Source organism: Micromonospora sp. NPDC004551 (assembly GCF_040609975.1).
Lineage (GTDB): Bacteria > Actinomycetota > Actinomycetes > Mycobacteriales > Micromonosporaceae > Micromonospora.
The window spans coordinates 1-24,446 of record NZ_JBEXLM010000030.1 but is presented as its reverse complement, the minus strand read 5'-3'; the positions used below and the strand labels follow the sequence as shown (position 1 = coordinate 24,446).

The window sequence follows — 24,446 nt, the reverse complement described above, 5'->3', positions numbered from 1 at the left end:
CGGCATGTCGCTGGAGCACGCCATCCTCGTCTCGCTCCTGGAGCAGCCCGCCTCCGGCTACGAGCTGGCCCGGCGCTTCGACCGCTCGATCGGCCGCTTCTGGACCGCCACCCACCAGCAGATCTACCGCGTCCTCAAGCGCATGGAGCACGACGACTGGCTCACCGCCGAGGAGATCGGCCAGGAGGGCCTGCCGGACAAGAAGGTCTGGTCGGTGACCCCCGCCGGGCGGTCCGCCCTGGTCACCTGGCTGCGTGCTCCGGTGCAGCCCGAGGCGGTCCGGCACGAGCTGGCCGTCAAGATCCGCGGCGCCGCCTTCGACGACGCGGCCGGTCGCGCCGCACTGGTCGCCGAGGTCGAGCGCTACCGCGCCGACCACGAGAGCACCCTCGCCGGCTACCTGGCCGGCGAGCGCCGCGACTTCCCCGATCCCGCGGCGCGGGACGCCCGCGCGGCCCTCCAGCACGTCGTCCTGCGCGGCGGCATCGCGTACGAGCGGATGGTGCTGGCCTGGCTCGACGACGTCCTCGACACCCTGCGCGACCTCGACCCCGCCACCTCCAGGAAGGCGAACCCGTGACCGACCCGCTGCTGTTCCACCCGCACCGCTACGACCCCGCCCACCTCGACGAGACCTCCCGCCGGCTGCTGCGCACCACCGTCGACTGGTTCGAGTCCCGGGGCAAGCGGGCCCTGGTGGACAGCTACAACCACCGCGAGTGGTACGCCGACTTCCTCGACTTCGCCGCCAAGGAAAGGCTCTTCGCCACCTTCCTCACCCCGGCCGCCGACGGCGGCGGCGACCCGGACAAGCGGTGGGACACCGCCCGCAACGCCGCGCTCAGCGAGATCCTCGGCTTCTACGGCCTCGGCTACTGGTACACCTGGCAGGTCACCGTGCTCGGCCTCGGGCCGGTCTGGCAGAGCGGCAACGCCGCCGCCCGCGCCCGCGCCGCCGCGCTGCTCGACGAGGGGCACGTGATGGCGTTCGGCCTCTCCGAGCGGCCGCACGGCGCCGACATCTACTCCACCGACCTGCTGCTCACCCCCGACGGGGACGGCGGCTTCCGGGCCACCGGCGGCAAGTACTACATCGGCAACGGCAACGTCGCCGGGCTGGTCTCCGTCTTCGGCCGCCGCGCCGACGTCGAGGGCCCCGACGGGTACGTCTTCTTCGCCGCCGACAGCCGGCACCCCGCGTACCGGCTGGTCCGCAACGTGGTCAACGCGCAGATGTACGTCAGCGAGTTCCGCCTGGAGGACTACCCGGTGCGCGCCGAGGACGTGCTGCACACCGGTCCGGCCGCCTTCGACGCCGCGCTCAACACGGTCAACGTCGGCAAGTTCAACCTCTGCACCGCGTCGATCGGCATCTGCGAGCACGCCATGTACGAGGCCGTCACCCACGCCCACGAGCGGATCCTCTACGGCCGGCGGGTCACCGACTTCCCGCACGTGCGCCGCGAGCTGACCGACGCGTACGCCCGCCTGGTGGCCATGAAGCTGTTCAGCGACCGGGCCGTCGACTACTTCCGCTCGGCCGGCCCGGACGACCGGCGCTACCTGCTGTTCAACCCGATGACCAAGATGAAGGTCACCACCGAGGGCGAGAAGGTCGTCGACCTGCTCTGGGACGTGATCGCCGCCAGGGGCTTCGAGGCCGACACCTACTTCGACAAGGCCGCCAAGGACATCCGCGGCCTGCCGAAGCTGGAGGGGACGGTGCACGTCAACCTGGCGCTGATCCTCAAGTTCATGCCCAACTACCTGTTCCGGCCGGCCGCGCACCCGCCCGTGCCGACCCGCCGGGACCCGGCCGACGACGAGTTCCTCTTCGCCCAGGGCCCGGCCCGGGGCCTCGGCGCGATCCGCTTCCACGACTGGCGCACCGCCTACGACGCGCACGCCCACGTGCCCAACGTGGCCCGGTTCCGCGAGCAGGCCGACGGGCTGGTCGCGCTGCTCGCCGCGCACGCCCCGGACGAGGCCCAGCAGCGGGACCTGGACTTCCTGCTCACCGTCGGCCAGCTCTTCGCCCTGGTCGTCTACGGGCAGCTCATCCTGGAGCAGGCCGAGCTGACCGGTCTCGACGCCGACCTGCTGGACGAGATCTTCGACCTGTTCGTCCGGGACTTCTCCGGCTACGCCACCGAACTGCACGGCAAGGCGGCCACCACCGACGCGCAGGCAGCCTGGGCGCTCGCCCACCTCCGGCGCCCGGTCGTCGACGCCGGACGCACCGCCCGGGTCTTTCAGCGGGTGGTCGCCCTCTCCGGCGCGTACGAGATGAACCCCTGACCATGGCGCGGGGCGCTCCCGGTGCCCCACCCGGTAGGTTGCTCGGGTGTTCGCCCTTCCTCTGACCGACGACGCCGAGCTGCGCCCGCTGATGCCGTGGCACGCCGACGAGTTCCTCGCCAACCTCGACCGCTGCCGGGAGCACATCGCCCCCTGGGTGGGCGCGTCCTTCGTGGCCACCGACGCGGCCTCCGCCCGCCGGGTCCTTCAGAACTACGCCGACCGGTGGGCCCGCGACGACGGCGGGATCTGGGGCATCTGGCAGCGCGGCACCCTGGTCGGCGGCGTGCTGTTCGTGTCGCTGAGCACCACCACCGGGGTCTGCGAGGCCGGCTGCTGGCTGGAAGCGGGCGCCGAGGGGCAGGGGCTGGTCACCCGCGCCGCCCGCGTGATCATCGACTGGGCGGTCCGGGAGCGGGGCATCCACCGCGTCGAGTGGGTGACCAAGGCCGGCAACGACCGCAGCATCGCGGTGGCGCGGCGGCTCGGCATGCGCCGCGACGGGGTGCTGCGCGGGGCCGCGCCGACTCCGACCGGCCGCGCCGACATGGAGGTGTGGTCGGTGCTCGCGCCGGAGTGGACCGCCTGACCGCTGTGCGGGCGGCGCGGGAACTGTCGTACCCGGACGTCAACATGTGTCCATGGCTGTCCCCGCACTGGCCGACCGGTCCCCCCAGCCGCGCGCCCTGCCGCTGCGCGAGGTCCGCACCCGGCTCACTCAGCTCGTCTCCCTCGCCGAGCTGACCGACACCGTGACCGTCGTGACCCGAGACGGCGATCCTCGCCCGATCGCCGCGATCGTGCCCGCCGCGGCGGCGCGCACCGCGGCGCAGGCCCGGGCCGACGCCGACCGGATCGCCGCGATCAGCGCCGGTTGGTCCCGGCGGCTTGAGGAGCTGCACCGGCAGAGCAGCCGGCGGCACGCCGCCGAGCTGCGCACCCTCACCGACGCCCTCACCGAGGCGTGGGCCGAGCTGGATCGCCGCGCCCCGGCCGGCGATCCCGCGCTGGCCCGGCTCCGCGCCGCTCACGCCGACCTGCTGCGCGGCTGACCCCGCGACCTCCGGCCACCTCGGGCCGGAGGTCGCGGGCGGCCGTCAGTCCCGGCCGCGCTGCCCCCGGTAGCGGCGGATCAGCGTGGCGGTCGACGAGTCCACGTCGCCGAGGTCCGGCCCGGCACCGGTGAGCTTCGGCGCGAGCTGGTTGGCCATCACCTTGCCCAGCTCCACGCCCCACTGGTCGAAGGCGTTGATGTCCCAGACCGCGGCCTCGGTGAAGACGATGTGCTCGTAGAGGGCGATGAGCTGGCCCAGCGTCGCCGGAGTCAGCTTCGGCGCGATGATCGACGTGGTCGGGTGGTTGCCCGGCATCACCCGGTGCGGCACCACCTCGGGCGCGGTGCCCTCGGCCTCGACCTGCTCCTTCGTGCGGCCGAAGGCCAGCGCGGCGGTCTGCGCGAAGAAGTTCGACATGAACAGATCGTGCATGTCGCCCAGGTCGTGGTTGGGCTGGCTGAACGCGATGAAGTCGGCCGGGATCAGCCGGGTGCCCTGGTGGATGAGCTGATAGAAGGCGTGCTGGCCGTTGGTGCCCGGCTCGCCCCAGAAGATCTCCCCGGTCGGGCAGGTGACCGGGCGGCCGTCCCGCGTCACCGACTTGCCGTTGCTCTCCATGGTGAGCTGCTGGAGATAGGCGGGGAACCGGTGCAGATACTGCGCGTACGGCAGCACCGCGTGGGTCTCCGCGCCGAGGAAGTCGGTGTACCAGACGTTGAGCAGGCCGAGCAGCGCCGGCACGTTGCGCGCGACCGGCGCGGTCCGGAAGTGCTCGTCCACGGCGTGGTAGCCGGCCAGCAGCTCCCGGAACCGCTGCGGCCCGACCGCCAGCATCACCGACAGGCCGACCGCCGAGGGCAGCGAGTAGCGCCCGCCCACCCAGTCCCAGAAGCCGAACATGTTCTCCGGGTCGATGCCGAAGTCGCGGACCCGCTGCTCGTTGGTGCTGACCGCGACGAAGTGCCGGGCCACGGCGCTGTCGTCGGCGTCCAGCCCGGCGAGCAGCCACCGGCGGGCCTGGTCGGCGTTGGCCAGGGTCTCCTGCGTGGAGAACGTCTTCGAGACCACCACGAACAGCGTGCTGGCCGGGTCCAGGTCGGCGGTCTTGTCGTGGATGTCGGTCGGGTCGATGTTGGACACGAACCGGCAGCTGATCCCCGCGTCCCGGTACGCCTTCAGCGCCTCGTACGCCATCACCGGCCCGAGGTCCGAGCCGCCGATGCCGATGTTGACCACGGTGCTGATCCGCTCGCCGGTGTGGCCCCGCCAGGCGCCGGAGCGGACCCGCTCGGCGAAGGCCGACATCCGGTCCAGCACGGCGTGCACGTCGGCGACGACGTCCTGGCCGTCCACGGTGAGCGACGCGTCGCGGGGCAGGCGCAGGGCGGTGTGCAGCACGGCCCGGTCCTCGGTGGAGTTGATGTGCTCCCCGGCGAACATGGCGGCGATCCGGTCGGTCAGCCGGACGCGGTCGGCGAGCGCGGTCAGCAGGCTCAGCGTCTCGTCGGTGACGAGGTTCTTGCTGTAGTCGACGTACAGGTCGGCGAGTTCGCCGGTGAGCCGTTCGCCCCGTTGCCCATCCGCGTCGAACAGCTCCCGCAGGTGCGTGCCGCGCATCGCCTCGGCGTGCTTGCGCAGGGCCTGCCATTCGTCCGTGGTGGTCACGTCCACAGCCATCGGGTCGATCTTCTCCTTCACGACGGGTCTGCCGGCGGGGCCGGCGTCGCCCCGCTGCCGGCGACCCCACCAGCCTGCCACCCGGAACGGGTACGCGCGACGCGACCCGACATCGCCCACCCCTCGGGAGCGGGGATCCGCCGCCGCGACACGCCTTTGGGACGGGTGTTCGACACGCCGATCACCGGCAGACAGTGGCCGACTGCGGAAAGTAAGCTCCGATGCTGCCCGCGCCGCCGAGGAGGTGCCATGACCACGGTGATCGGCCCGCGTCCGCCGTCCGAGCAGGACGAGCCGGCGGACGGACCGGCGCTGCCGGAGCTGGAAGACCCGCACTGGATGCACCGGGCCACGGAGTTGGCCCACACCGGCTTCTGGGCGGTGGCCCGCCGGCTGCCCGCCCTGGTCCGCGAGGCCGTTGCCCTGGCCTGGGCGACCAGCCGGCGGGACACGCTCGCCTCGATCGGGCTCAACGTCGCCGCCGGCGTGCTCACCACGCTGGGCCTGCTCGCCACGACGGGGGTGCTGCACCAGCTCTTCGCCGCCGGTCCCACGCCCGACCGGATCCGCGCGGCGTTGCCCGCCCTGGCGCTGGCGGCAGCGGCGGTCACCGTCCGCGGCGCCCTCACCGTCGCCGCGGGCTGGGCGCAGGCGCGGCTCATCCCGCAGATCAACTACGCGGTGGAGCTGCGGCTCTTCGAGACCACCTCGGCGGTCGAGCTGGCCGCCTTTGACGACGCCGGGTTCGCCGAGGAGATGGTGCGGGCCCGCGACCGGGGCCTGGCCGAGGCCGGGGCCATCGTGAACGACACGGTCAACCTGGTCACCGGCGTGGTCGGCGTGGCGGCCACCGCCGCGGCCGTCACGGTGATCCATCCGCTGCTGTTGCCCTGCCTGCTGGTCGCCGCCGCGCCCGAGGCCGTGACCGCCGTGCGGATGGCCCGCCGCCAGCACTCCGACTGGCTGGCCCGGATCACCCGCCGGCGACGCAAGTTCATGCTCGGCGACCTGATGGCCGACCGGCACACCGCCGGCGAGGTCCGCGCCTACCAGATGCGGGAGTTCCTGCTGGCCGAGTTCCACCGCGTGGTCAGCCTGGAGACCCGCGCCGAGCTGCGCCTGGCCCGGTCGCAGACGGCGACCCGCGCGGTCGGCCTGTCGGCCACCGGGGTCGCCGCCTTCGGGCTCTACGCGGTCCTCGGCGGGCTGCTGCTGAACGGCGTGGTCGCCCTCGCCGCCGCGGCCACCGCCCTGCTCGCGCTGCAGTCGGCCCGGGCCGGTCTACGGACCGCCGTCTTCGCCACCAACTCGCTCTACGAGGACGCGCTCTACTACCAGGACTACCGCGACTTCCTCGACCGGGCGCGGCAGCGGGTGCCGACCGGCGGCACGCGGCCGGTCGACGGCTTCGACCGGATCGAGCTCGACGGGGTCAGCCTCCGCTACCCCGACACGGAGACGCCGGCCGTGGACGAGGTCAGCCTGACCGTCCGCCGCGGCGAGGTGATCGCGCTGGTGGGTGAGAACGGCTCCGGCAAGACCACGCTGGCCAAGCTCGTGGCCGGCCTCTACCGGCCGAGCGCCGGCGTGATCCGGTGGGACGGCGTGGACGCCGCCGAGCTGGACCCGCGCCAGACCGCCGCCCAGGTGGCGGTGATGAGTCAGGACTGGTCGAAGTTTCCGTTCACCGCCCGGCAGAACATCCGGGTCGGCCGGCACGACCGGCCCGCCGACCGGCCCGGGCCGGGCATCGAGGACGCCGCCCGGGACGCCGCCGCGCACGACATGATCACCGAGCTGCCGTTCGGCTACGACACGCTGCTCGACCGGCAGTTCAAGGACGGCCAGGACCTCTCCGGCGGGCAGTGGCAGCGGCTCGTGGCCGCTCGCGGCCTCTACCGTGACGCCCGCCTGCTGATCTGCGACGAGCCGTCGGCGGCCCTCGACGCGCGGGCCGAGCACGCCCTGTTCCAGCACCTGCGGCGGCACCCCGACCGGGCCGTGGTGCTCATCACCCACCGGCTGGCCAACGTCCGGCACGCCGACCGGATTTTCGTGCTGGACCACGGCCGGATCGTGCAGCAGGGCGACCACGACGAGCTGATGGCCCAGGAGGGGCTCTACCGGGAGCTGTTCGGCCTCCAGGCGGCCGGCTACCTCGCGCAGACCGGGGAGGCCGCGGCCGAGCGTTGACCTCCAGTGCACTCGAACTCCTACGGTGACCGCACCGGCCGCCGCCCGGTCAGCGCGGCGTCACCCCAAGGGAGCCCGCATGCGTTACCGCGTCCTCGGCGGCACCGGCATCCAGGTCAGCGTCCACTGTCTCGGCACCATGATGTTCGGCGCCGTCGGCAATCCCGACCACGACGACTGCGCCCGGATCGTCCATGCCGCCCTCGACCGGGGCATCAACTTCGTGGACACCGCCGACATGTACTCGGCGGGCGAGTCGGAGGTGATCGTCGGCAAGGCGCTGCGGGGGCGGCGCGACGACGTGGTCCTGGCCACCAAGGTGCACTTCCCGATGGGGGAGGGGCCCAACCGGGGCGGGAACTCGCGGCGGTGGATCGTGCGCGCGGTCGAGGACAGCCTGCGCCGCCTCGGCACCGACTGGATCGACCTCTACCAGGTGCACCGGCCCGACCACAGCACGGACGTCGAGGAGACCCTCGGGGCGCTCACCGATCTGGTCCGGGCCGGCAAGATCAGGGCGTTCGGCTGCTCGACCTTCCCGGCCGAGGAGATCGTCGAGGCGCAGCACGTCGCGGAACGGCGGGCGCTCGGCCGCTTCCGCACCGAACAGCCGCCGTACTCGATCCTGGCCCGCGGGATCGAGCGCGCGGTCCTGCCGGTCTGCCAGCGGTACGGCATGGGCGTGCTGGTGTGGGCCCCGCTGGCCTCCGGCTTCCTCTCCGGGAAGTACCGGCAGGGCGCGGACGTCGACCTCACCGCCGGCCGGCCGGCGCGCAACCCGGACCGGTTCGATCCGGCGCTGCCCGGCAACGCCGCCAAGTACGCCGCCGTCGAGGAACTGGTGGCGCTCGCCGAGGAGGTCGGCTGCTCGCTGCCCGAGCTGGCGGTCGCGTTCACCGTGGCGCATCCGGCGGTCACCTCGGCGATCCTCGGGCCGCGCACCATGACGCAGCTGGAGGGGCTGCTCAAGGGGGCCGCGCTGGCGCTGGACGACGCGGTGCTGGACCGGATCGACGAGATCGTCCCGCCCGGCACGAACCTCTACCAGCCGGACGGCGTCTGGTCCCCGCCCGTGCTCACCGACCCGGCCCGCCGGCGCCGTCCGGAAGCCGACCGCGCCGCCGCCTGACCGCCTGGGATCCGGTCGGGAAGGCGGCCGGGTCACCGGTTGTCTCCGGACGGCGCCCTCGGGCAGGATGCGCGGAATGGTCCGTCCGTCCGCTCGCCGCGCCGCCGTCGTCGCGGGCGTGCTCGTCCTGCTCGCCGCCGGCTGCTCCGACCCGGCAGCCTCGCCGGCCGCCGCGCCGGCGCCCACCGGCGGGGTCACCGCGGCTCCGGTCCCGCCGGTCGCCCCGTCGCCCGTCCCGGCCGCCCGGGCCGGGCTCGGCGGCCGGCCGAGCCCGGGCGCCGCACCGTGCCGGGTCTTCCCGGCGGACAACGTCTGGCACGCCGACGTCTCCCGGCTGCCCGTGCACCCGCGCTCCGCGGCGATGATCGCCGCGATCGGCGGCTCGGCCACGGTGCACGCCGACTTCGGCTCCGGGCGCTGGGAGGGCGCGCCGATCGGCATCCCGGTCACCGTCGTCCCCGCCGGGCAGCGGCGGGTGCCGGTCACCTTCGGGTACGCCGACGAGAGCGACCCGGGGCCCTACCCGGTCCCGCCGGACGCGGCGGTCGAGGGTGGACCGAACGGCACCGGCGACCGGCACGTGATCGTCTGGGACCGGACGGCCTGCCGCGCGTACGAGCTGTTCGACGCGCACCGGTCCGGCGCCGGCTGGCGGGCCGGCTCGGGCGCCGTCTTCGACCTGCGATCCAACAGGTTGCGCCCGGCGGGCCGGACCTCCGCGGACGCGGCCGGACTGTCCATCCTGGCCGGTCTGGTCCGCTACGACGAAGTTGCCGCCGGCCACATCGACCACGCCCTCCGGGTGACCGTGCCGCGTACCCGCACGGGCTGGACCTGGCCGGCCACCCACTCCGCCTCGGCGGCCACCGACCCGGCGCTGCCGCAGCTCGGCCCGCGGCTGCGGCTCAAGCGATCGGTGGACCTGTCCCGGCTGCCCCGGCAGGCCCGGATCGTCGCCGAGGCGATGCAGCGCCACGGGCTGATCGTGGCCGACCACGGCTCGGCCTGGTTCGTCTCCGGCGCTCCCGACCCGCGCTGGGACAACGACGCGCTGCACGCCCTCGGCGGCCTGCGCGGCAGCGACTTCGAGGTGGTGGACGTGACGGGGCTGATGGTGCGCGCCGGCTCGGGTGCCACCCGCTGATATCCCTCGCCCCCACCCGTCCGGTGGGTCAGACTGTCGGCGTGGATCATCGTGACCTGGTCCGGGTGAGCAAGCGGATGTCCCTGGCGCTGCGCCACCGCCCCGACCGGTTCCACCTGACGCTCGACCGGGCCGGTTGGGTGCCGGTCGCCGACCTGCTCGCCGCGCTGCGGATCACCCGTGCCGACCTGGACGCCGTGGTGGCCGGCAACGACAAGCAGCGCTTCGCGGTCGAACGCGGACCCGACGGGGTCGACCGGATCCGGGCCAGCCAGGGCCACTCCGTCCCGGTGGAGCTCGGTCTGGCCCCGGCGACCCCGCCGGACCGGCTCTTCCACGGCACCAGCGAGGCCGTCCTGCCCGCGATCCGGGCGGAGGGACTGCACCGGGGCCGCCGGCACCACGTGCACCTCTCCCCGGACGTGGAGACCGCCCACCGGGTGGGCACCCGGCGCGGCGGCGCCGTGGTGATCCTCACCGTCGACGCCGCCGCGATGGCCGGCCGCGGCCACGCCTTCTACCGCAGCGCCAACGGCGTCTGGCTCACCGACAGGGTCCCACCCGCCTACCTCACGGTGCCGGTGGACTGACCAGGGCTCAGTGCGCCGTGACCGGGTGCCGGACGATCGCGTCGAAGAGGTAGGCGAGGGTGTTGGGGGTGGCCCGCTCAGGCTGACCGGCCCCGGTGGCGTCGGTGGCGCGGGCGCGGAGGGTGAACCGGCCGGGCGCCGGGGGGCGCCACAGCGCCGTCCAGCGCTGCCAGGCGCCGCCCCGGTCGGCCGCCACCAGATCGGCCGGGCGCCACCCGTCACCGGTGTCCACCTCGACCCGCTCGATCGGCCCGTTGCCGGACCAGGACCGGCCGTGCAGCAGCACCTCGGCGCCGGCCGGCACACGGGCGTCCCAGGCCAGCTCGAACGCGCTCTTCACCGGCTGGGCCTCCAGCACCGTGCCCCCGTCCGGGTGCCCGGGGCCGAACATCCGGTAGAAGCGGGTGTTCCAGGGGGAGAAGAGGGGTGTGGTGGAGACCTCGACCGGGCCCACCCACTTGATGGAGGAGATGCCGATCCAGCCGGGCACCACCACGCGGACCGGGAACCCGTGGTCGGCGGGAAGCGGCTCGCCGTTCATCTCGTACGCCAGCAGCACGTCGTCGAGGGCCTTGGCGATCGGCAGCGGGCGGCGTACGCGGCCCAGGTTGATCCCGCCGGTCACGTAGTCCGGGTCCAGCCCCTCGGGCATCACGTCGACGGCGTCGTCCCGCAGCCCGGCGAGGCGCAGCACGGTGCCCAGCCGGACGCCCCGCCAGCGGGCCACGCCGACCCCGCCCAGTCCCCAGGCGACACCGGGCGCCGGCTCGCTCTGCTGCTCGGCGAAGAACCGCCGGCCGTTGCCGGCGCACTCCAGCAGCGCGTCGCTCTCCTCGGCGGGCAGCCGGCGCAGGTCGTCGAGGCTGAACTCGACCGGCGCGTCCCGGGTGGGTGCGTCCCGCAGCCCGGTGCCGAACAGGCGCAGCCGCCAGGTGCCGGCGTCCAGCCGGGGAGTCACGGTGTGGTTGCGGACGAAGAAGCGGTCGTTCGGCACCACGTACCCCTGCCCGGCCAGCGCCGTCCAGCGCATCTCGGCGTTGGTGTCGAGCGGGCGCAGCAGCTCCGGCGGCAGCGGCTTGGCGATCGGCGTACCCGGATCGACGCCGACCGGCGCCGATGCCACGGCGACCGGCTCGCGCTCGGCCGCGGCGGCGGTCAGGGCGGCCATGGCCGCCCCGAGTTCCAGCAGCTGGTCGCGGTCGACGCCCGCGCCGCGGGCCTCCCCGGCGAGCCACTGCCGGCTCCGGCGGGTGTCGTGGTCGGCTTCGGCGTGGGGCACGGGTGACCTCCGGAGGTTCGGCGACGCTGCCATTCCTATTCAATCAATAGGAGTTTGGGGCACGTCGCCCGAGGTCCGGGTCAGCCGCTGGGCCGGCTCGCGAGGAAATCGGCCAGCACCCGGGTGTGCGTGGAGAACGCCAGCTCGACCGGCTCCGTGAGGACCAGCCACTCGGTGGCCTCCTCGGTCGGCGCGGACGGGGGCAGGTCACCGACCGGCCGCTCGGGCAGCACGCCGAAGACCATCATGGTGCCGCCGGCCGGCGCCCCGTGCACCGCGAACAGCCGCGCCTCGTCGGCCTCGGCCAGCAGGCCGGTCTCCTCGCGCAGCTCGCGGACCAGCGCCTCGGACCACTCCTCGCCGTATTCGATGAAGCCGCCCGGGAGGGCGAGCTGGCCGCGGGCCGGCTCGATGTCCCGGCGGACCACCACCACGCCGAGGCCGTCGGGGGTGCGGACCGGCAGCACTGCCACCGCGACGGGCAGGGGATTGCGCCACACGGTCTCCCCGCAGGCCAGGCAGACGCGCGGCCACCCGGCCCCGGCCGGGTAGGCCGCGCCGCAGAAGGAGCAGTGCGTGTACGGTGCGGCGGTCACGCCGCTGCACGTTACCCGCCCGGCAGCCCGGCCGCGGCCTTCACCCGCCCGCGCGGAGCGCGGCGCGGGCGTCCATGAGGGCGAAGCCGAGCAGGTTGTCGCCCCGCCACCGCGCCGGATCGGCGGCGCGCGGGTCGTCGGCGGCCAGCCCGATGCCCCAGACCCGGTCCAGCGGGCTGGCCTCGACCAGCACCCGCTCGCCGGTGCCGAGCAGGAACCGGCCCAGCTCGTCGTGCCGGCCGAACTTGGCCACGCTGCCGGCCACCACGATGTCGTAGCGGCGGGCCGCCCAGGTCGCCTCGTCGAAGCCGCGGACCTGCCGGCCCAGCGCCTTGGCCCGCTGCGGGTGTGCGGCGTCGAGGACCCGTTCGGCGATCCCGTCGTCGCCGAAGAGGGTGGCCTTGTGCCACATCATCCAGTGCTCGGCGGTGGCGTAGGTGCGCCCGTCCACGGTGAACGGCGCGGGCCACCACTGGCTCAGGCAGCCGGCGCCGACACTGCCGTCCCGCTGCGAGCGGTGCCCCCAGAAATGCAGGTATCTCACCCGCGCTCCGGAGTGGACGGCGGCGGTCAGCTCGGCGACGGATCGGATCGGCACGGCGGCAAGTCTGCCCGAGGGCACCGACACTCCGCCGCCGCGTTCCCCGGGCCGGGAATCCCCTCGCGGTGCCCGCATCGAGGTGGTGCACGAGTGCCGTGCTGCCTGAGCCTCGCGATCGGACCCGTGCCGGTTCGGCGGGCACGGGCCCGATCGGCGCGGGGGTCAGCTGGCCGGGGCGCCCGTGTAGAAGGCGGTCACCCGGTCACCGGCGGCGCGGGCCTCGTCGGCCGGGGTGCCGGCGGCGATGCTCGCCTCGGTCCAGCGGGCGCTGGCCTCCGTCATGAAGCGTCGGCCCTCGTCGGTGGCCACCCAGGCGGCGGCCTCTTCGGGGCGGATCCCGGAGCCGTCGGCCGCGAGGTGGGAGGCCAGCCCGAGCAGGGCGCCGTCCCAGCCCACGCCGACCGCGCCGGGCCCGAACTCGGCCCACCGCTGGTCGTCGACGTGCGCGACATGCTCCAGCTCGAACCGGGTACGCCCGGCGCCGGCCTCGGTGAGCCGCACCTCGATCCAGCTCACCTCGCCGCCGAACTCCCAGGTCGCGGCGAAGCTGTGCGGCGGGTCGCAGCGCTCGACCGTGCCCCCGGCGTTGCCCTCCAGTTGGTAGCGCCCGCCGACCTTCAGCTCGCCGGAGACCGGCAGGAACCAGCGGGGGATCCGCTCGGCGCTGGTGCAGGCGTCCCAGACGTCCGCCACCGGCGCGTCATAGGTCTGGCTGACGGTCAGCACCCGCGCCTCGCCGGCGGGGAGCGTACGGCTGCCCAACCGGCGCTCGACGGCGCTGATCTGCCCGGTTACGTCGATCATGGTGTGGTCCTCTCGTCGGTTTCGCCCTCGCGCAGCCGCCGTTCCCGCCGGCCCCGGGCCAGTTCGGTGGCGAGCGCCGCCAGCGGCGGCGTCCAGAACCGGCGGAAGCCCGCCAGCCACTCGTCCATCTCGCGCAGCGGGCCCGGGTCCACCGCGTAAAGGCGGCGGGTGCCCTGGGCGCGCACGGTCGCGAAGCCGTGCTCCCGCAGCACCTTGAGGTGCTGGGACACGGCGGGCTGGCTGATGCCGAACTCCCGCTGCACGGTCGCGCCGAGCGTGCCGGCCGGCTGCTCGCCCTCGGCGAGCAGCTCCAGGATCCGGCGCCGGACCGGGTCCCCGAGGACGTCGAAGGCGTGCACGCCCTCTTTCTATCAGACCAGGCTTATATAAGCGAGCGCTGAAACGCCGAGATCCTGGAGAGCCTCGCGCGGAAGCTCTCCAGGAACCGGTCAGGCGCCGAGGCGGGCGGCGACGGTGCTGCGCAACTCCGGGAGGCGGTCGTGCAGCAGGCCGGGGCACTGGGTGTTGTTGAAGTCCTTGTGCCCGTAGATCTCGGTCGGCGGGATGCCGTACTGCTGGCAGGTGAAGGCGCAGAACCACACGAGGCTGTTCCAGAGCGCCTGCGGGGGCTGCACGTCGAGATAGATGCCGTCGTTCTCGATGCCGATGGCCTGGCTGTTCTGCCCGACGCAGTGCGCGCCCTGCACCATGGTCTCCCCGTGCAGCAGCCCGTAGAGGCTGCCGTGCCGGCCCTCGGTGAGGAAGCCGCCCCGGCTGTTGGTGAAGTGCTGCCCGGAGTCGAGCCAGCCGTTGGTGTCCATGTGCAGGTTCTGGATGTCGCGCGAGTTGCGGTAGGCCTGCGCGAGGCTGTAGTCGGTGGTGTTCGGGAACGCCGTGTGGTGGATGATGATCTTGTTGGGCCGGCTCTGCACCACGCTCACCGCCGACGAGGGCGGGCGGGCGCCCCAGGTCGCGCAGTTGGCGATGGTCGGCTGGTCGATCCGCGTGGCGACGGCACGGGCGTCCCGGCCGGCGCCGAACTGGGTCAGCGCGGTGGCGCCGGCGGCGGCGCCGAGCAGGACCGCGCCGCGCAGCACGGCCCGCCGGGGAACGGGGACGGACATCGGGGCCTCCTCGTCGGGGACGGACGCCGCCGGTGGCGGGCGGAGGGCCCGCCCGCCACCGGAGCGGGTCAGCAGGGTCCGTTGCAGGCCAGCACCTTGAGCCGGTCCAGGGTGCCGTTCCAGACGTTCTGGTCACCCGGGAAGACGCCCGAGGAGGACCACTGCCAGAAGGAGTACGTCCCCCAGCCGGCCGGCAGGGTGCCGACGCTGCTGGAGTAGCGCGCGATCCACAGCGGGTTGTTCGCGGCGAACTGCGAGGTGTTGCCCGTGCAGGTGCTCCACCAGTCGGTGGTGGTGTAGATGGTGGCCCACCGGCCGGTGCGCGCGTAGTACTGGTTGACGAACGAGGCGATCCAGCTGCGCATCGAGGCCTGGCTCAACCCGTAGCAGGTGGCGCCGTACGGGTTGTACTCGATGTCGAGCGCGCCGGGCAGCGTCTTGCCGTCCTTGGACCAGCCGCCGCCGTGGTCGACGAAGTAGTTGGCCTGGGTGGCGCCGCTCGAGTTGCCCGGCAGGGCGAAGTGGTACGACCCGCGGATCATCCCGACGTTGTAGGAGCCGTTGTACTGCTGGGCGAAGTACGGGTTGGTGTAGGACGTGCCCTCGGTCGCCTTCACGTAGGCGAACCGGGCGCCGTTGCTCCAGGCGGCGGACCAGTTCACGTTGCCCTGGTGGCTGGAGACGTCCATGCCGGGCAGGCCGGCCGGCGCGGCGCTGGCGGGTGTCGCGCCGACGACGGCCGAGGCGGCCAGGGTGACGGTGGCGAGCAGGGCCGTGGCGGCCGTACGCAGCGCCGATCGCAGGGGACGGTTCATCTTTCCTCCCTGGGGGTTGGGGGAGTGTGACGAAAGGAACTGTCAACATTAGGTCACAGGGTGGAGAAACTTTTCAATAGAGACATGGAAGTTTTTCTCTGCCCTGCGGGTCAGGCGAGGCCGGCCAGCACCTCGGCCGCGGCGCGCTCGCCGGCCGCGACCGCGCCCTCCAGGTAGCCGCTCCACCGGGTGGCGGTCTCGGTGCCGGCCCAGTGCACCCGGCCCACCGGCCGGCGCAGTTCCGGGCCGTAGTCCCGCCAGGAGCCGGGCGGCAGCATGCCGCAGAAGCAGCCCCGGGTCCACGGGTCGGCAGACCAGTCGTACTCGACCAGGTCGTCGGGGCGCGCGGCGGCCGGCCCGACCAGCGCGGCGAGGGCGTCCAGCAGCGCCGCACGCCGCACGTCCGGCGGCATTTGGCGCAGCCGGCGGGCCTCCGTGCCGTAGCTGAACGCGGTGAGCACGCCGCGCGGCGAGCCGGGCAGCGAGTTGTCCACCGTCTCGGTGACCGGGCCGTCGTCCGCGGTCGCCACCCCGGAACGGCCGTCGGCCCGCCAGAACGGCTCCGGGTAGAGCGCGTGCACCTTGATCGCCGCGCCCATCGGCATCCGCTGGGTGAGCCCGTCGCGCAGCGCGGGCAGCGGCGGGTCGTACCGGATCCGCCCGGCCAGCGCCGGCGCCACCGCGACCACCACCGCGTCGGCCGGGTGCACCTCCCCGCCCGCCTGGACCCGCACCCCGGCGGGATCCTCGACGATCCCCTCGACCGGGGCGCCGAGCCGCAGGCAGTCCGCCGGCAGGGCGGCGGCCAGCCGCTCGGCCAGCGCCGCCGGACCACCCACGATCCGGTCCTGCTGGGCGCCGCCGGCCATCCCCAGCAGGACGCCGGTGCCGCCGCCGCTGCGCAGGTAGAACAGCATCTGCAACAGCGACACCTCGTCCGGCGAGGCGGCCAGCAGCCCGCCGGCCAGCAACCGGCCGGCGTAGCGGGCGGTGACCGGATCGGGCGCGGTGGCGGCCAGCCAGCCGCCGAGCGTCGTCCGGTCCCACTCCGCCGCCTCGGCGGCCCGCCAGGGCGCGGCCGGGTCGAGCCGCGCGGCGAGCACGTCGAGCCGGTCGAGCACCCGGGCCACCGACTCGGGCGCCCCGGTCAGCCGCTCCCCGGCCCAGCGCAGGGTCGGCGCGCCCTCGGCCGGTGACGGGAAGGTGGCCAGGCCGTGCGCGGCGACCAGCGCGTACATCCGGTCCTGGGTGGGGCCGATCCACTGCGCGCCGAGGTCGAGCCAGCCGCCGCCGGGCAGCGGCCGGGAGAGCGTCCGGCCGCCCACCCGGTCCCGGGCCTCCAGCAGGCGTACGGCGCAGCCGGCCCCGGCGAGCGCGAGCGCGGCCGCGAGGCCGGAGAACCCCGCCCCGACCACGACCACCCGGTTGCCGCGCACGGCGCGGCATACCCGGATCCCGGTGGAATCCTCTCCGGCCGGCGTGTCGATACCGGCGTCCGCCGTTCGTGTGGAGGGTGAAGGGGCGGCGCCGCGCCGCGGCGGGTGAGGAGACGCACGTGAGGCAGTACCTGATCAGCATGTACCAGCCGGCCGGCGCCGGACGGCCCGACCCGGAGTTCCTGGCCGGGGTGATGCGCGAGGTCGACGCCATCGGCCGGGAGCTGCGGGAGGCCGGCTGCTGGGTCTTCGGCAACGGCCTGCACGCACCGGAGACCGCCACCGTGCTTCGCCCCAGGGGCGACGAGGTGCTCGTCACCGACGGCCCGTACGTCGAGGGCAAGGAGTACCTGGGCGGCTTCACCATCATCAACGCGCCCGACCTCGACGCCGCGCTCGACTGGGGCCGCCGGTACGCCCTGGCCACCACCCTGCCGATCGAGGTCCGCCCGTTCCAGGGCGAGGGATGACCGGCCCCGCCGACGTCGAGCGCGCCTTCCGCGCGGAGTACGGCCGCGCGGTCGCCGTCCTGGTGCGCCTGCTCGGCGACATCGACCTCGCCGAGGAGGCGGTCCAGGAGGCGTTCGCCACCGCGGTCGACCGGTGGCCCGTCGAGGGCCCACCGCCCAGCCCGGCCGGCTGGATCATCACCGCCGCCCGGAACCGGGCGATCGACCGGCGACGGCGTGAGGCGTCCCGCGCCGACCGGCACGCCCAGGCCGCCCTCCTGTACGCCCCCGAGCCACCCGCCGAGGAGGGGCCCGTGCGCGACGACCGCCTCCGCCTGATCTTCACCTGCTGCCACCCGGCCCTCGGCCCGGCGGCGCGAGTCGCGCTGACCCTGCGCCTGCTCGGCGGGCTGAGCACCGCCGAGATCGCCCGGGCGTTCCTGGTGCCGGAGCCGACCATGGCGCAGCGCCTCGTACGGGCCAAGGCGAAGATCCGGGACGCCGGCATCCCGTACCGGGTGCCCCGGGACGCCGACCTGCCGGGCCGGCTGGGCGCCGTGCTGGCCGTGGTCTACCTGATCTTCACCGAGGGGCACACCGCCAGCGCGGGGGAGCGGCTGGTCCGGGACGAGCTGTGCGCCGAGGCGATCCGGCTGGGGCGGCTGCTGGTCGAGCTGATGCCGGACGAGCCGGAGGTGCTCGGACTGCTCGCGCTCATGCTGCTCACCGACGCCCGGCGGGGCGCGCGGACCGGACCGGACGGCGCGCTGGTGCCGTTGAACGCGCAGGACCGCGGCCGGTGGGACCGGGCGCTGATCGCCGAGGGGCAGGCGCACGTGCGGCGCTGCCTGCGGCGGAACCGGCCCGGCCCGTACCAGATCCAGGCCGCCATCAACGCGGTGCACAGCGACGCGCCGACCGCCGCGGACACCGACTGGCGGCAGATCCTCACCCTCTACGACCAGCTCCTGGCACACGCGCCCGGTCCGGTGGTGGCGCTGCACCGGGCCGTCGCGCTGGCCGAGGTGGCCGGCCCGGCCGCGGCGCTCGCCGAGGTCGACCGGCTCGACCTGCCCGGCTACCACGTCCTGCACGCGGTCCGCGCCGACCTGCTGCGCCGCCTCGACCGGCCCGCCGACGCCGCGGTGGCGTACGACGCGGCGATCGCGCGCACCGGCAACGCCGCCGAACGGGAGTTCCTCCGCCACTCCCGCGACCTGTTGAGGAGCCACCCGTGAACGCACCGGAGATCCTGGTCGACGGGCTCGCCTTCGGCGAGTCGCCGCGCTGGCACGACGGGCGGCTGTGGCTGGCCGACTGGGGCGCCGGGGAGGTGCTGACCGTCGACACGGCGGGTCGTACCGAGGTGGTCGCCCGGGTCGACGGGCTGCCGATCTGCTTCGACTGGCTGCCGGACGGGCGGCTGCTGCTGGTCGCCGGGGGCGCCGGGCGGCTGCTGCGCCGGGAGCCCGACGGGGCGCTGCGTACCCACGCCGACCTGGGCGCGCTCGTCCCGCACCCGTGGAACGAGGTGGTCACCGACACCAGGGGCAACGCGTACGTCAACACCATCGGCTTCGACTTTCCCGCCGGGGACTACCGGCCGGGCGCCGTGGCCCTGGTCGCGCCGGACGGCGGTGCCCGGCTGGTCGCCGACGACCTCGCCTTCCCCAACGGCATGGTGCTCACCCCGGACGGGCGCACCCTCATCGTGGCCGAGTCGTACGCCGGCCGGCTCACCGCGTACGACGTGGCCGCCGACGGGACGCTGGGCGGCCGGCGGGTCTGGGCGGCGGTGCCGGACTCCGCGCCGGACGGCATCTGCCTCGACGCCGCCGGCGCCGTCTGGTACGGCGACGTGCCGAACCAGTGCGCCGTACGGGTCGCCGAGGGCGGCCGGGTGCTCGACCGGATCGAGCTGGACCGGGGCTGCTTCGCCTGCGCGCTCGGCGGTCCGGACGGCCGCACCCTCCACCTCGTCACCACACAGTGGAGCCCGGCGGCGCTGTCCGGCGGGCCGCGCACCGGCCAGGTCCGGACCCTGCGGGCGCCCGAGCCGGCCGCCGGCTGAACACGGCCGACGTCGCACGGCGGGTGCAACTTCGGCACCCGCCGCAATCGTGATCACGTCGATATCGCCGTGGCCGTCGGGAGGCATTGACGAACTCCCGCCGAAAAGTACACTCCCGGTGTAATAAGTTTCCCGCTTCGCCCGAGCCGCACCGCGCACCCCCGACGCCGCGTTCTCACCCGAGGTGAAGATGAGCCCACCCCCCACCCCCGCGGACGGCATCGACCTGGCGCTGCGCGATGTCGGCGTCCGGTTCGGCGGGCTGGTCGCCCTCGACGGCGTCTCGCTGCGCGTCCCGCCCGGCCGGATCGTCGGCGTGATCGGCCCCAACGGCGCCGGGAAGACCACCCTGTTCAACGTGGTCTGCGGCTTCGTCCCGCCGACCAGCGGATCGCTCACACTGGACGGCCGGCCCTTCCGGCCCCGCCCGCACCGGCTGACCCGGCTCGGCATCGCCCGCACGCTCCAGGGCGTCGGCCTCTTCCCCGGGCTCACCGTGCTGGAGAACGTGGTGGCCGGCGCCAGCCACACCGCCCGGGCCGGCTTCGCCGCCGCCCTGTTCGGCCTGCCGCGCAGCGACCGCGACGAACGCCGGCTGCGCGGGGAGGCCCACGACCTGCTCGCCGAACTGGGCGTCGCGGCGCACGCCGCCGCCGCACCGGCCACCCTGCCGTACGCGGTGCGCAAGCGGGTCGCCCTGGCCCGCGCCCTGATCGCCCGGCCCCGGCTGCTGCTGCTCGACGAGCCGGCCGGCGGTCTGGGCGCCGACGACGTCGCCGAGCTGGCCGATCTGGTCCGCGCGCTGCCCGAGCGGGCCGGCGGCGCCTGCTCGGTGCTGCTCGTCGAGCACCACATGGACCTGGTCATGGCCGTCTGCCAGGAGCTGGTGGTGCTCGACTTCGGCCGGGTCATCGCCGCCGGCACCCCGGACGAGGTCCGCGACGACCCGCTGGTCACCGAGGCCTACCTCGGCGCCGACGTGCCGGCCGGGACGGCGGGGGCGGAATCGTGACCGCGGTCCTGGAGGTCGAGGCGGTCAGCGCCGGCTACGGGCCGGTGCCGGTGCTGCGGGACGTGACGTTCGCGGTGCCCGCCGGGACCATCGCCGCCGTGCTCGGCGCCAACGGGGCCGGCAAGACCACCCTGCTGCGTACCCTCTCGGGTCTGCTGCGGCCCACCGGCGGCCGGGTCCGCTTCGACGGGGGCGACCTGCGCGGCGTCCGCGTCGAACGGCTGGTCCGGCGCGGCCTGGCGCACGTGCCCGAGGGACGGGGCGTGGTGGCCGAGCTGACCGTGGAGGAGAACCTGCGGCTCGGCGGGCTCTGGCGCGACGACCGGGCCGACGCCCGCCGCGCCCAGGACGAGGTCTACGAGCTGTTCCCGGCCCTGGCCCGCCGTCGGCGGAACGCCGGGCACCAGCTCTCCGGCGGGGAACGGCAGATGCTGGCCCTCGGCCGGGCGCTGATCGCCCGACCGCGGCTGCTGCTGCTCGACGAACCGTCGCTCGGCCTGGCCCCCAAGGTGACCGCGCAGATCATGGCGCTGCTGCGCCGGCTCTGCGACGAGCGGGGGCTCACCGTGCTGCTGGTCGAGCAGAACGTGCGCAGCGCCCTCTCCGTCGCCGACCAGGGCGTCGTGATGTCGCTCGGCCGGGTGGTGACCGCCGCGCCGGCGGCCCGGCTGCGCGACGACGACCAGCTCCGGCACGCGTACCTCGGGTTCTGACGGCCCGGCGAGCAGGAAGGATCCGCGATTGGACCGGTTCTTGTTCCTCACCTTCGGCGGGCTCTCCACCGGCGCGGTCTACGCCGCGTTCGCCCTCGCCCTGGTGCTCATCTGGCGGGCCGCCCGGGTGGTCAACTTCGCCCAGGGCGCGATGGCCGTCGCCACCGCCTACGTCGGCTACGCGGTGGCCGCGGCGACCGGCTCCTACTGGGTGGGCCTGGGGGCCGCCGTGCTCGCGGGCCTGCTGCTGGGCGCGCTGGTCGAACGGGTGCTCATGCGCTTCGTCGGGCACGCCAGCCCGCTCAACGAGGTGATCGTCGCGCTCGGCCTGGTGCTGCTCATCCAGGCGGTGCTCGGCATGGTCTTCGGCAACGGCTACCGGCCGGCCGCCGCGCCGTTCGACACCGACGCGCTCACCCTCGGCGGGGTCGCCGCGCTGTCTCCGTACGACCTGTGGGTGCTCGGCGCGGTGCTGGTGGTCGTGGTGCTGCTGGCGCTGCTGTTCACCCGCACGCCGATCGGCCTGCGGATGCGGGCCGCCGCGTTCGCCCCCGAGGTCTCCCGGCTGCTCGGCGTCGACGTCGCCCGGATGCTCACCCTCGGCTGGGCCCTCGCCGCCGCGGTCGGCGCGCTCGCCGGGATGCTGGTCGTCCCCACCGGTCTGGGGCTGCACCCGCACGCCATGGACCTGGTCTTCGTCGTCGCGTTCACCGCCGCCGTGGTCGGCGGCCTGGACAGCCCGGCCGGTGCCGTGGTCGGGGGCCTGCTGGTCGGCCTGATCCTCTCGTACGTCACCGGCTACCTGGGCCCGGACACCACCCCGCTGGCCGTCCTGGTCCTGCTGCTGGCCGTCCTCCTGGTCCGCCCCGGCGGGCTCTTCTCCAGCGCGAGAGCGAGGCACGTGTGACCGCCACCCGACCCTCCGCCCGGTCCGGGGTGGACCGGCCCGCCGGGCCGTCCCCGCTGCGCCGGCTGCTGCCCGGCGCGCCCGCCACCGCCGGCCCGCGCGGGTCGACCCTGCTGCACCACCTGGCCGGGGCGGTGGTCGCCGGCACCCTGGTCGTGCTGCTCACCAACCAGCTCGCGCCGTACCAGAACCTCCAGGTGGCCCGGGTCTGCGCCTTCCTCTGCGTCACCGCCGGCTACACCGTGCTGGTCGGGCTCAACGGCCAGCTCTCCCTCGGGCACGGCGCGCTGATGGCCACCGGCGCCTACACCGTGGCGCTGGTGCAGCGGGGCTTCGACGAGCGGGGAGTGCAGGGGCGGTGGATCCTGCCGCTGTCGCTGCTGGCCGCCGTGGCGGCGACCGCGCTGGCCGGGCTGGTCATCGGGCTGGCGGCGGCCCGGCTGCGCGGGCCGTACCTGGCCGGTGTGACCCTCGCCGTGGCGACGCTGGTCCCGGCCGTCAGCACGATGTTCACCGGGGTGTTCAACGGCGAGCAGGGGCTGCGCTTCCCGGCCGAGACGCCGCCGGCGTTCCTCGGCGCCTACTTCCAGCCCGAACGGTGGCTGGCCTGGATCGCGCTGCTCGCCGCGCTGCTGACCGTGCTGCTCCTGGCCAACCTGGTGCGCAGCCGCTTCGGCCGGTCGCTGCGCGCCGTGCGGGACGGCGAGGTGGCCGCCCGGCTCGCCGGCATCCACGTCGCCCGCACCCAGGTGCTCGCCTTCGTGGTCAGCGCCGGCTGCGCCGGCCTCGGCGGCGGTGTCTACGCGGTGCTCACCGCCACCGTGGCGCCCGGCAAGTTCCCCCTGGAGCTGTCGCTGTTCCTGCTCATGGCCATCGTGATCGGCGGGCTGGGCAGCCTCGCCGGCGCGGTCTGGGGCGCGGTGCTGCTCGTCGCGCTCCAGGACCTGCCGAGCCTGCTCACCGAGAGCTTCCGCCTGCCGCCCGGGCTGGCCCAGCGGCTGGAGGGCAACCTCGCGCTGGCCGTGTTCGGCCTCATCCTCATCGTCGTCATGCTCGCCGCCCCGGGCGGCCTGCACGGCACCGCCCGCACCCTCGCCGCCCGGCTGCGCGCCCGCCGGCACGCGCCGGAGGACTGACCACCCCGGTTCCGCCCACCCGTTCGCACCGCCGCACCGGAATGGAGAACTATGCGCCCCACCACCCGCCGCATACTCGCGGCCGCCACCGGTCTCGCCCTGCTGGCCGCCGTGCCGGCCTGCGCCGACGACGCGAAGCAGGCCGCCGAGAACGTCCCCGGCGTCACCGACACCGAGGTCGTCATCGGCACCCACCAGCCGCTCACCGGCCCCGCCGCCCCCGGCTACTCGAAGATCTCCGCCGCCACGAAGGCGTACTTCGAGCACGTCAACAGCAAGGGCGGGGTGAACGGCCGCAAGATCGTCTACAAGGTCATGGACGACGGCTACAACCCCGCCAACACCGAGAACGTGGTCCGCAAGCTGGTGCTCGACGACAAGGTCTTCGCGCTCCTCGGCGGGCTGGGCACCCCCACACACACCAACGTGCTGGAGTTCGTGAAGACACAGAAGGTGCCCGACCTCTTCGTCTCCTCCGGCAGCCGCAACTGGAACCAGCCCGACAAGTACCCGACCACCTTCGGCTGGCAGCCCGACTACACGGTCGAGGGCAAGATCCTCGCCACCTGGGTGAAGCAGCAGTTCCCCGGGGCCAAGGTGTGCCACTTCGGGCAGAACGACGACTTCGGGCGGGACTCCCTGGCCGGGGTGGAGAAGGTGCTCGGGGCGGTGGCGGCGAAGCAGACGTACACCACCACCAACCAGCAGGTCGGCCCGGCGATCGGTGCGCTCAAGGCGGCCGGCTGCCAGGTGGTGATCTCGGCGAGCATTCCGGGCTTCACGGCGCTGGCCATGGGTCAGGCCGCCGGGCAGGGGTTCCGCGCGCAGTGGGTGGTGTCCAACGTGGGCGCCGACTACACGACGCTCTCCAACCAGCTCGGCGACAAGAAGGTGATCCTCGAGGGCATGGTCGCCGACAACTACCTGCCGATGGTGGGTGACACGGCCAACCCGTGGATCCAGGAGTTCACCAAGATCCACCAGAAGTACAACTCGGCCAACCCCATCGACGGCAACGCCATCTACGGCTACTCGATGGCGTACACCTTCGTGCAGGCGCTGCTGGCCGCCGGCAAGGACCCGACGCGGGAGAAGCTGGTCGAGGCCGTGCAGAAGGGCGGCTTCCGCGGGCCGGGCCTCACCCCGTTCCGCTACAGCGACGACGTGCACGCCGGCTACAGCGGGGTGCGGCTGAGCAGGGTCCAGAACGGCGCGCAGGCGTACTTCGGCCCGACGTACACCACCGACGACGGCGACGGGGCCGTCACCGAGTTCACCGAGGCGCCGGCCGCCCCGCCGGCGGACGCCATCCCGACGACCTGACCACCACGCCGGGGGGGCCGGCCGCCCGGCGCGGCCGCCCCCCGAGGCGCGGGGAACAGAACGAAAAAGACAAAAACAAAACACAAGAGAAAGA

Annotated in this window: 25 protein-coding genes; 16 read left to right on the top strand and 9 right to left on the bottom strand. The window is 74.4% G+C overall.

Features of this window, described 5'->3' with window-relative positions; translation table 11 throughout:
- The first annotated feature begins 4 nt into the window (after positions 1 to 4).
- The 4 genes from ABZW14_RS27600 to ABZW14_RS27585 are packed head-to-tail and all read left to right on the top strand — an operon-like array spanning position 5 to position 3,350.
- Positions 5 to 580 (top strand): PadR family transcriptional regulator, encoded by a 576-nt coding sequence (locus ABZW14_RS27600; RefSeq protein WP_355351809.1) that lies wholly within the window; start codon positions 5 to 7, stop codon positions 578 to 580.
- Positions 577 to 2,298, top strand: coding sequence for an acyl-CoA dehydrogenase family protein (locus tag ABZW14_RS27595; protein ID WP_355351807.1), 1,722 nt, complete (start codon positions 577 to 579; stop codon positions 2,296 to 2,298). The genes ABZW14_RS27600 and ABZW14_RS27595 overlap by 4 nt, the downstream gene beginning before the upstream one ends.
- A 46-nt stretch (positions 2,299 to 2,344) precedes the next feature.
- A complete protein-coding gene (locus tag ABZW14_RS27590) occupies positions 2,345 to 2,887 on the top strand; it encodes a GNAT family protein (protein ID WP_355351805.1) in 543 nt (180 codons plus the stop codon).
- A 52-nt stretch (positions 2,888 to 2,939) separates the two neighbouring features.
- Positions 2,940 to 3,350: a type II toxin-antitoxin system Phd/YefM family antitoxin gene (locus ABZW14_RS27585; RefSeq protein WP_355351803.1), complete on the top strand. Its 411-nt coding sequence runs from the start codon at positions 2,940 to 2,942 to the stop codon at positions 3,348 to 3,350.
- Between the two features lie 45 nt (positions 3,351 to 3,395).
- Here ABZW14_RS27585 and pgi read toward each other — a convergent pair whose 3' ends face one another.
- Positions 3,396 to 5,030: a glucose-6-phosphate isomerase gene (gene pgi / locus ABZW14_RS27580; RefSeq protein WP_355351801.1), complete on the bottom strand. Its 1,635-nt coding sequence runs from the start codon at positions 5,028 to 5,030 to the stop codon at positions 3,396 to 3,398.
- A 249-nt stretch (positions 5,031 to 5,279) separates the two neighbouring features.
- Here pgi and ABZW14_RS27575 point away from each other — a divergent pair, with 249 nt between their 5' ends.
- The 4 genes from ABZW14_RS27575 (at position 5,280) to ABZW14_RS27560 (ending at position 10,086) form a co-directional block, all read left to right on the top strand.
- Positions 5,280 to 7,223, top strand: a complete 1,944-nt coding sequence (locus ABZW14_RS27575) for an ABC transporter ATP-binding protein (RefSeq protein WP_355351799.1) — start codon at positions 5,280 to 5,282, stop codon at positions 7,221 to 7,223.
- Positions 7,224 to 7,302: 79 nt separating this feature from the next.
- Positions 7,303 to 8,352, top strand: a complete 1,050-nt coding sequence (locus tag ABZW14_RS27570) for an aldo/keto reductase (protein ID WP_355351797.1) — start codon at positions 7,303 to 7,305, stop codon at positions 8,350 to 8,352.
- Positions 8,353 to 8,428: 76 nt separating this feature from the next.
- Entirely contained in the window at positions 8,429 to 9,496 is a 1,068-nt protein-coding gene (locus ABZW14_RS27565) for a hypothetical protein (protein WP_355351795.1), read from the top strand.
- Between the two features lie 41 nt (positions 9,497 to 9,537).
- A complete protein-coding gene (locus tag ABZW14_RS27560) occupies positions 9,538 to 10,086 on the top strand; it encodes an RNA 2'-phosphotransferase (protein ID WP_355351793.1) in 549 nt (182 codons plus the stop codon).
- A 7-nt stretch (positions 10,087 to 10,093) separates the two neighbouring features.
- Here ABZW14_RS27560 and ABZW14_RS27555 read toward each other — a convergent pair whose 3' ends face one another.
- The 8 genes from ABZW14_RS27555 to ABZW14_RS27520 form a co-directional block, all read right to left on the bottom strand.
- Entirely contained in the window at positions 10,094 to 11,365 is a 1,272-nt protein-coding gene (locus tag ABZW14_RS27555) for a sulfite oxidase (RefSeq protein WP_355351791.1), read from the bottom strand.
- 80 nt (positions 11,366 to 11,445) lie between these two features.
- The gene (locus ABZW14_RS27550; protein ID WP_355351789.1) at positions 11,446 to 11,961 is read right to left on the bottom strand and encodes an NUDIX domain-containing protein; all 516 of its coding nucleotides are present in this window, start codon (positions 11,959 to 11,961) and stop codon (positions 11,446 to 11,448) included.
- A gap of 40 nt (positions 11,962 to 12,001) precedes the next feature.
- Positions 12,002 to 12,589 (bottom strand): NADAR family protein, encoded by a 588-nt coding sequence (locus ABZW14_RS27545; protein WP_355351787.1) that lies wholly within the window; start codon positions 12,587 to 12,589, stop codon positions 12,002 to 12,004.
- Between the two features lie 135 nt (positions 12,590 to 12,724).
- Positions 12,725 to 13,366, bottom strand: coding sequence for an SRPBCC family protein (locus ABZW14_RS27540; RefSeq protein WP_355351785.1), 642 nt, complete (start codon positions 13,364 to 13,366; stop codon positions 12,725 to 12,727).
- Positions 13,363 to 13,725: a metalloregulator ArsR/SmtB family transcription factor gene (locus ABZW14_RS27535; RefSeq protein WP_355351783.1), complete on the bottom strand. Its 363-nt coding sequence runs from the start codon at positions 13,723 to 13,725 to the stop codon at positions 13,363 to 13,365. Before ABZW14_RS27535 ends, ABZW14_RS27540 begins: the two co-directional genes overlap by 4 nt.
- 90 nt (positions 13,726 to 13,815) lie before the next feature.
- Entirely contained in the window at positions 13,816 to 14,490 is a 675-nt protein-coding gene (locus ABZW14_RS27530; protein WP_355351781.1) for a peptidoglycan recognition family protein, read from the bottom strand.
- A gap of 68 nt (positions 14,491 to 14,558) precedes the next feature.
- Entirely contained in the window at positions 14,559 to 15,305 is a 747-nt protein-coding gene (locus tag ABZW14_RS27525) for a lysozyme (RefSeq protein WP_355351779.1), read from the bottom strand.
- A 110-nt stretch (positions 15,306 to 15,415) separates the two neighbouring features.
- Complete coding sequence (locus tag ABZW14_RS27520) at positions 15,416 to 16,741, bottom strand: FAD-dependent oxidoreductase (protein WP_355351777.1); 1,326 nt, start codon at positions 16,739 to 16,741, stop codon at positions 15,416 to 15,418.
- 119 nt (positions 16,742 to 16,860) lie between these two features.
- Here ABZW14_RS27520 and ABZW14_RS27515 point away from each other — a divergent pair, with 119 nt between their 5' ends.
- The 8 genes from ABZW14_RS27515 to ABZW14_RS27480 all read left to right on the top strand — a co-directional run bounded on the left by ABZW14_RS27515 (position 16,861) and on the right by ABZW14_RS27480 (position 24,352).
- Positions 16,861 to 17,211, top strand: coding sequence for a YciI family protein (locus ABZW14_RS27515; RefSeq protein WP_355351775.1), 351 nt, complete (start codon positions 16,861 to 16,863; stop codon positions 17,209 to 17,211).
- Positions 17,208 to 18,428 carry a sigma-70 family RNA polymerase sigma factor gene (locus tag ABZW14_RS27510; protein ID WP_355351773.1) on the top strand — a complete coding sequence of 407 codons (1,221 nt, stop codon included), beginning with the start codon at positions 17,208 to 17,210 and terminating at the stop codon, positions 18,426 to 18,428. Before ABZW14_RS27515 ends, ABZW14_RS27510 begins: the two co-directional genes overlap by 4 nt.
- Positions 18,425 to 19,261: an SMP-30/gluconolactonase/LRE family protein gene (locus ABZW14_RS27505; RefSeq protein WP_355351771.1), complete on the top strand. Its 837-nt coding sequence runs from the start codon at positions 18,425 to 18,427 to the stop codon at positions 19,259 to 19,261. Before ABZW14_RS27510 ends, ABZW14_RS27505 begins: the two co-directional genes overlap by 4 nt.
- A 190-nt stretch (positions 19,262 to 19,451) precedes the next feature.
- Positions 19,452 to 20,273, top strand: coding sequence for an ABC transporter ATP-binding protein (locus ABZW14_RS27500; RefSeq protein WP_355351769.1), 822 nt, complete (start codon positions 19,452 to 19,454; stop codon positions 20,271 to 20,273).
- Positions 20,270 to 20,986, top strand: a complete 717-nt coding sequence (locus ABZW14_RS27495; RefSeq protein ID WP_355351767.1) for an ABC transporter ATP-binding protein — start codon at positions 20,270 to 20,272, stop codon at positions 20,984 to 20,986. Before ABZW14_RS27500 ends, ABZW14_RS27495 begins: the two co-directional genes overlap by 4 nt.
- A gap of 28 nt (positions 20,987 to 21,014) precedes the next feature.
- Entirely contained in the window at positions 21,015 to 21,893 is an 879-nt protein-coding gene (locus ABZW14_RS27490; RefSeq protein ID WP_355351765.1) for a branched-chain amino acid ABC transporter permease, read from the top strand.
- Positions 21,890 to 23,029, top strand: coding sequence for a branched-chain amino acid ABC transporter permease (locus ABZW14_RS27485; protein WP_355351763.1), 1,140 nt, complete (start codon positions 21,890 to 21,892; stop codon positions 23,027 to 23,029). Before ABZW14_RS27490 ends, ABZW14_RS27485 begins: the two co-directional genes overlap by 4 nt.
- A 51-nt stretch (positions 23,030 to 23,080) precedes the next feature.
- The gene (locus ABZW14_RS27480; RefSeq protein WP_355351761.1) at positions 23,081 to 24,352 is read left to right on the top strand and encodes an ABC transporter substrate-binding protein; all 1,272 of its coding nucleotides are present in this window, start codon (positions 23,081 to 23,083) and stop codon (positions 24,350 to 24,352) included.
- The last annotated feature ends 94 nt before the right edge of the window (positions 24,353 to 24,446 follow it).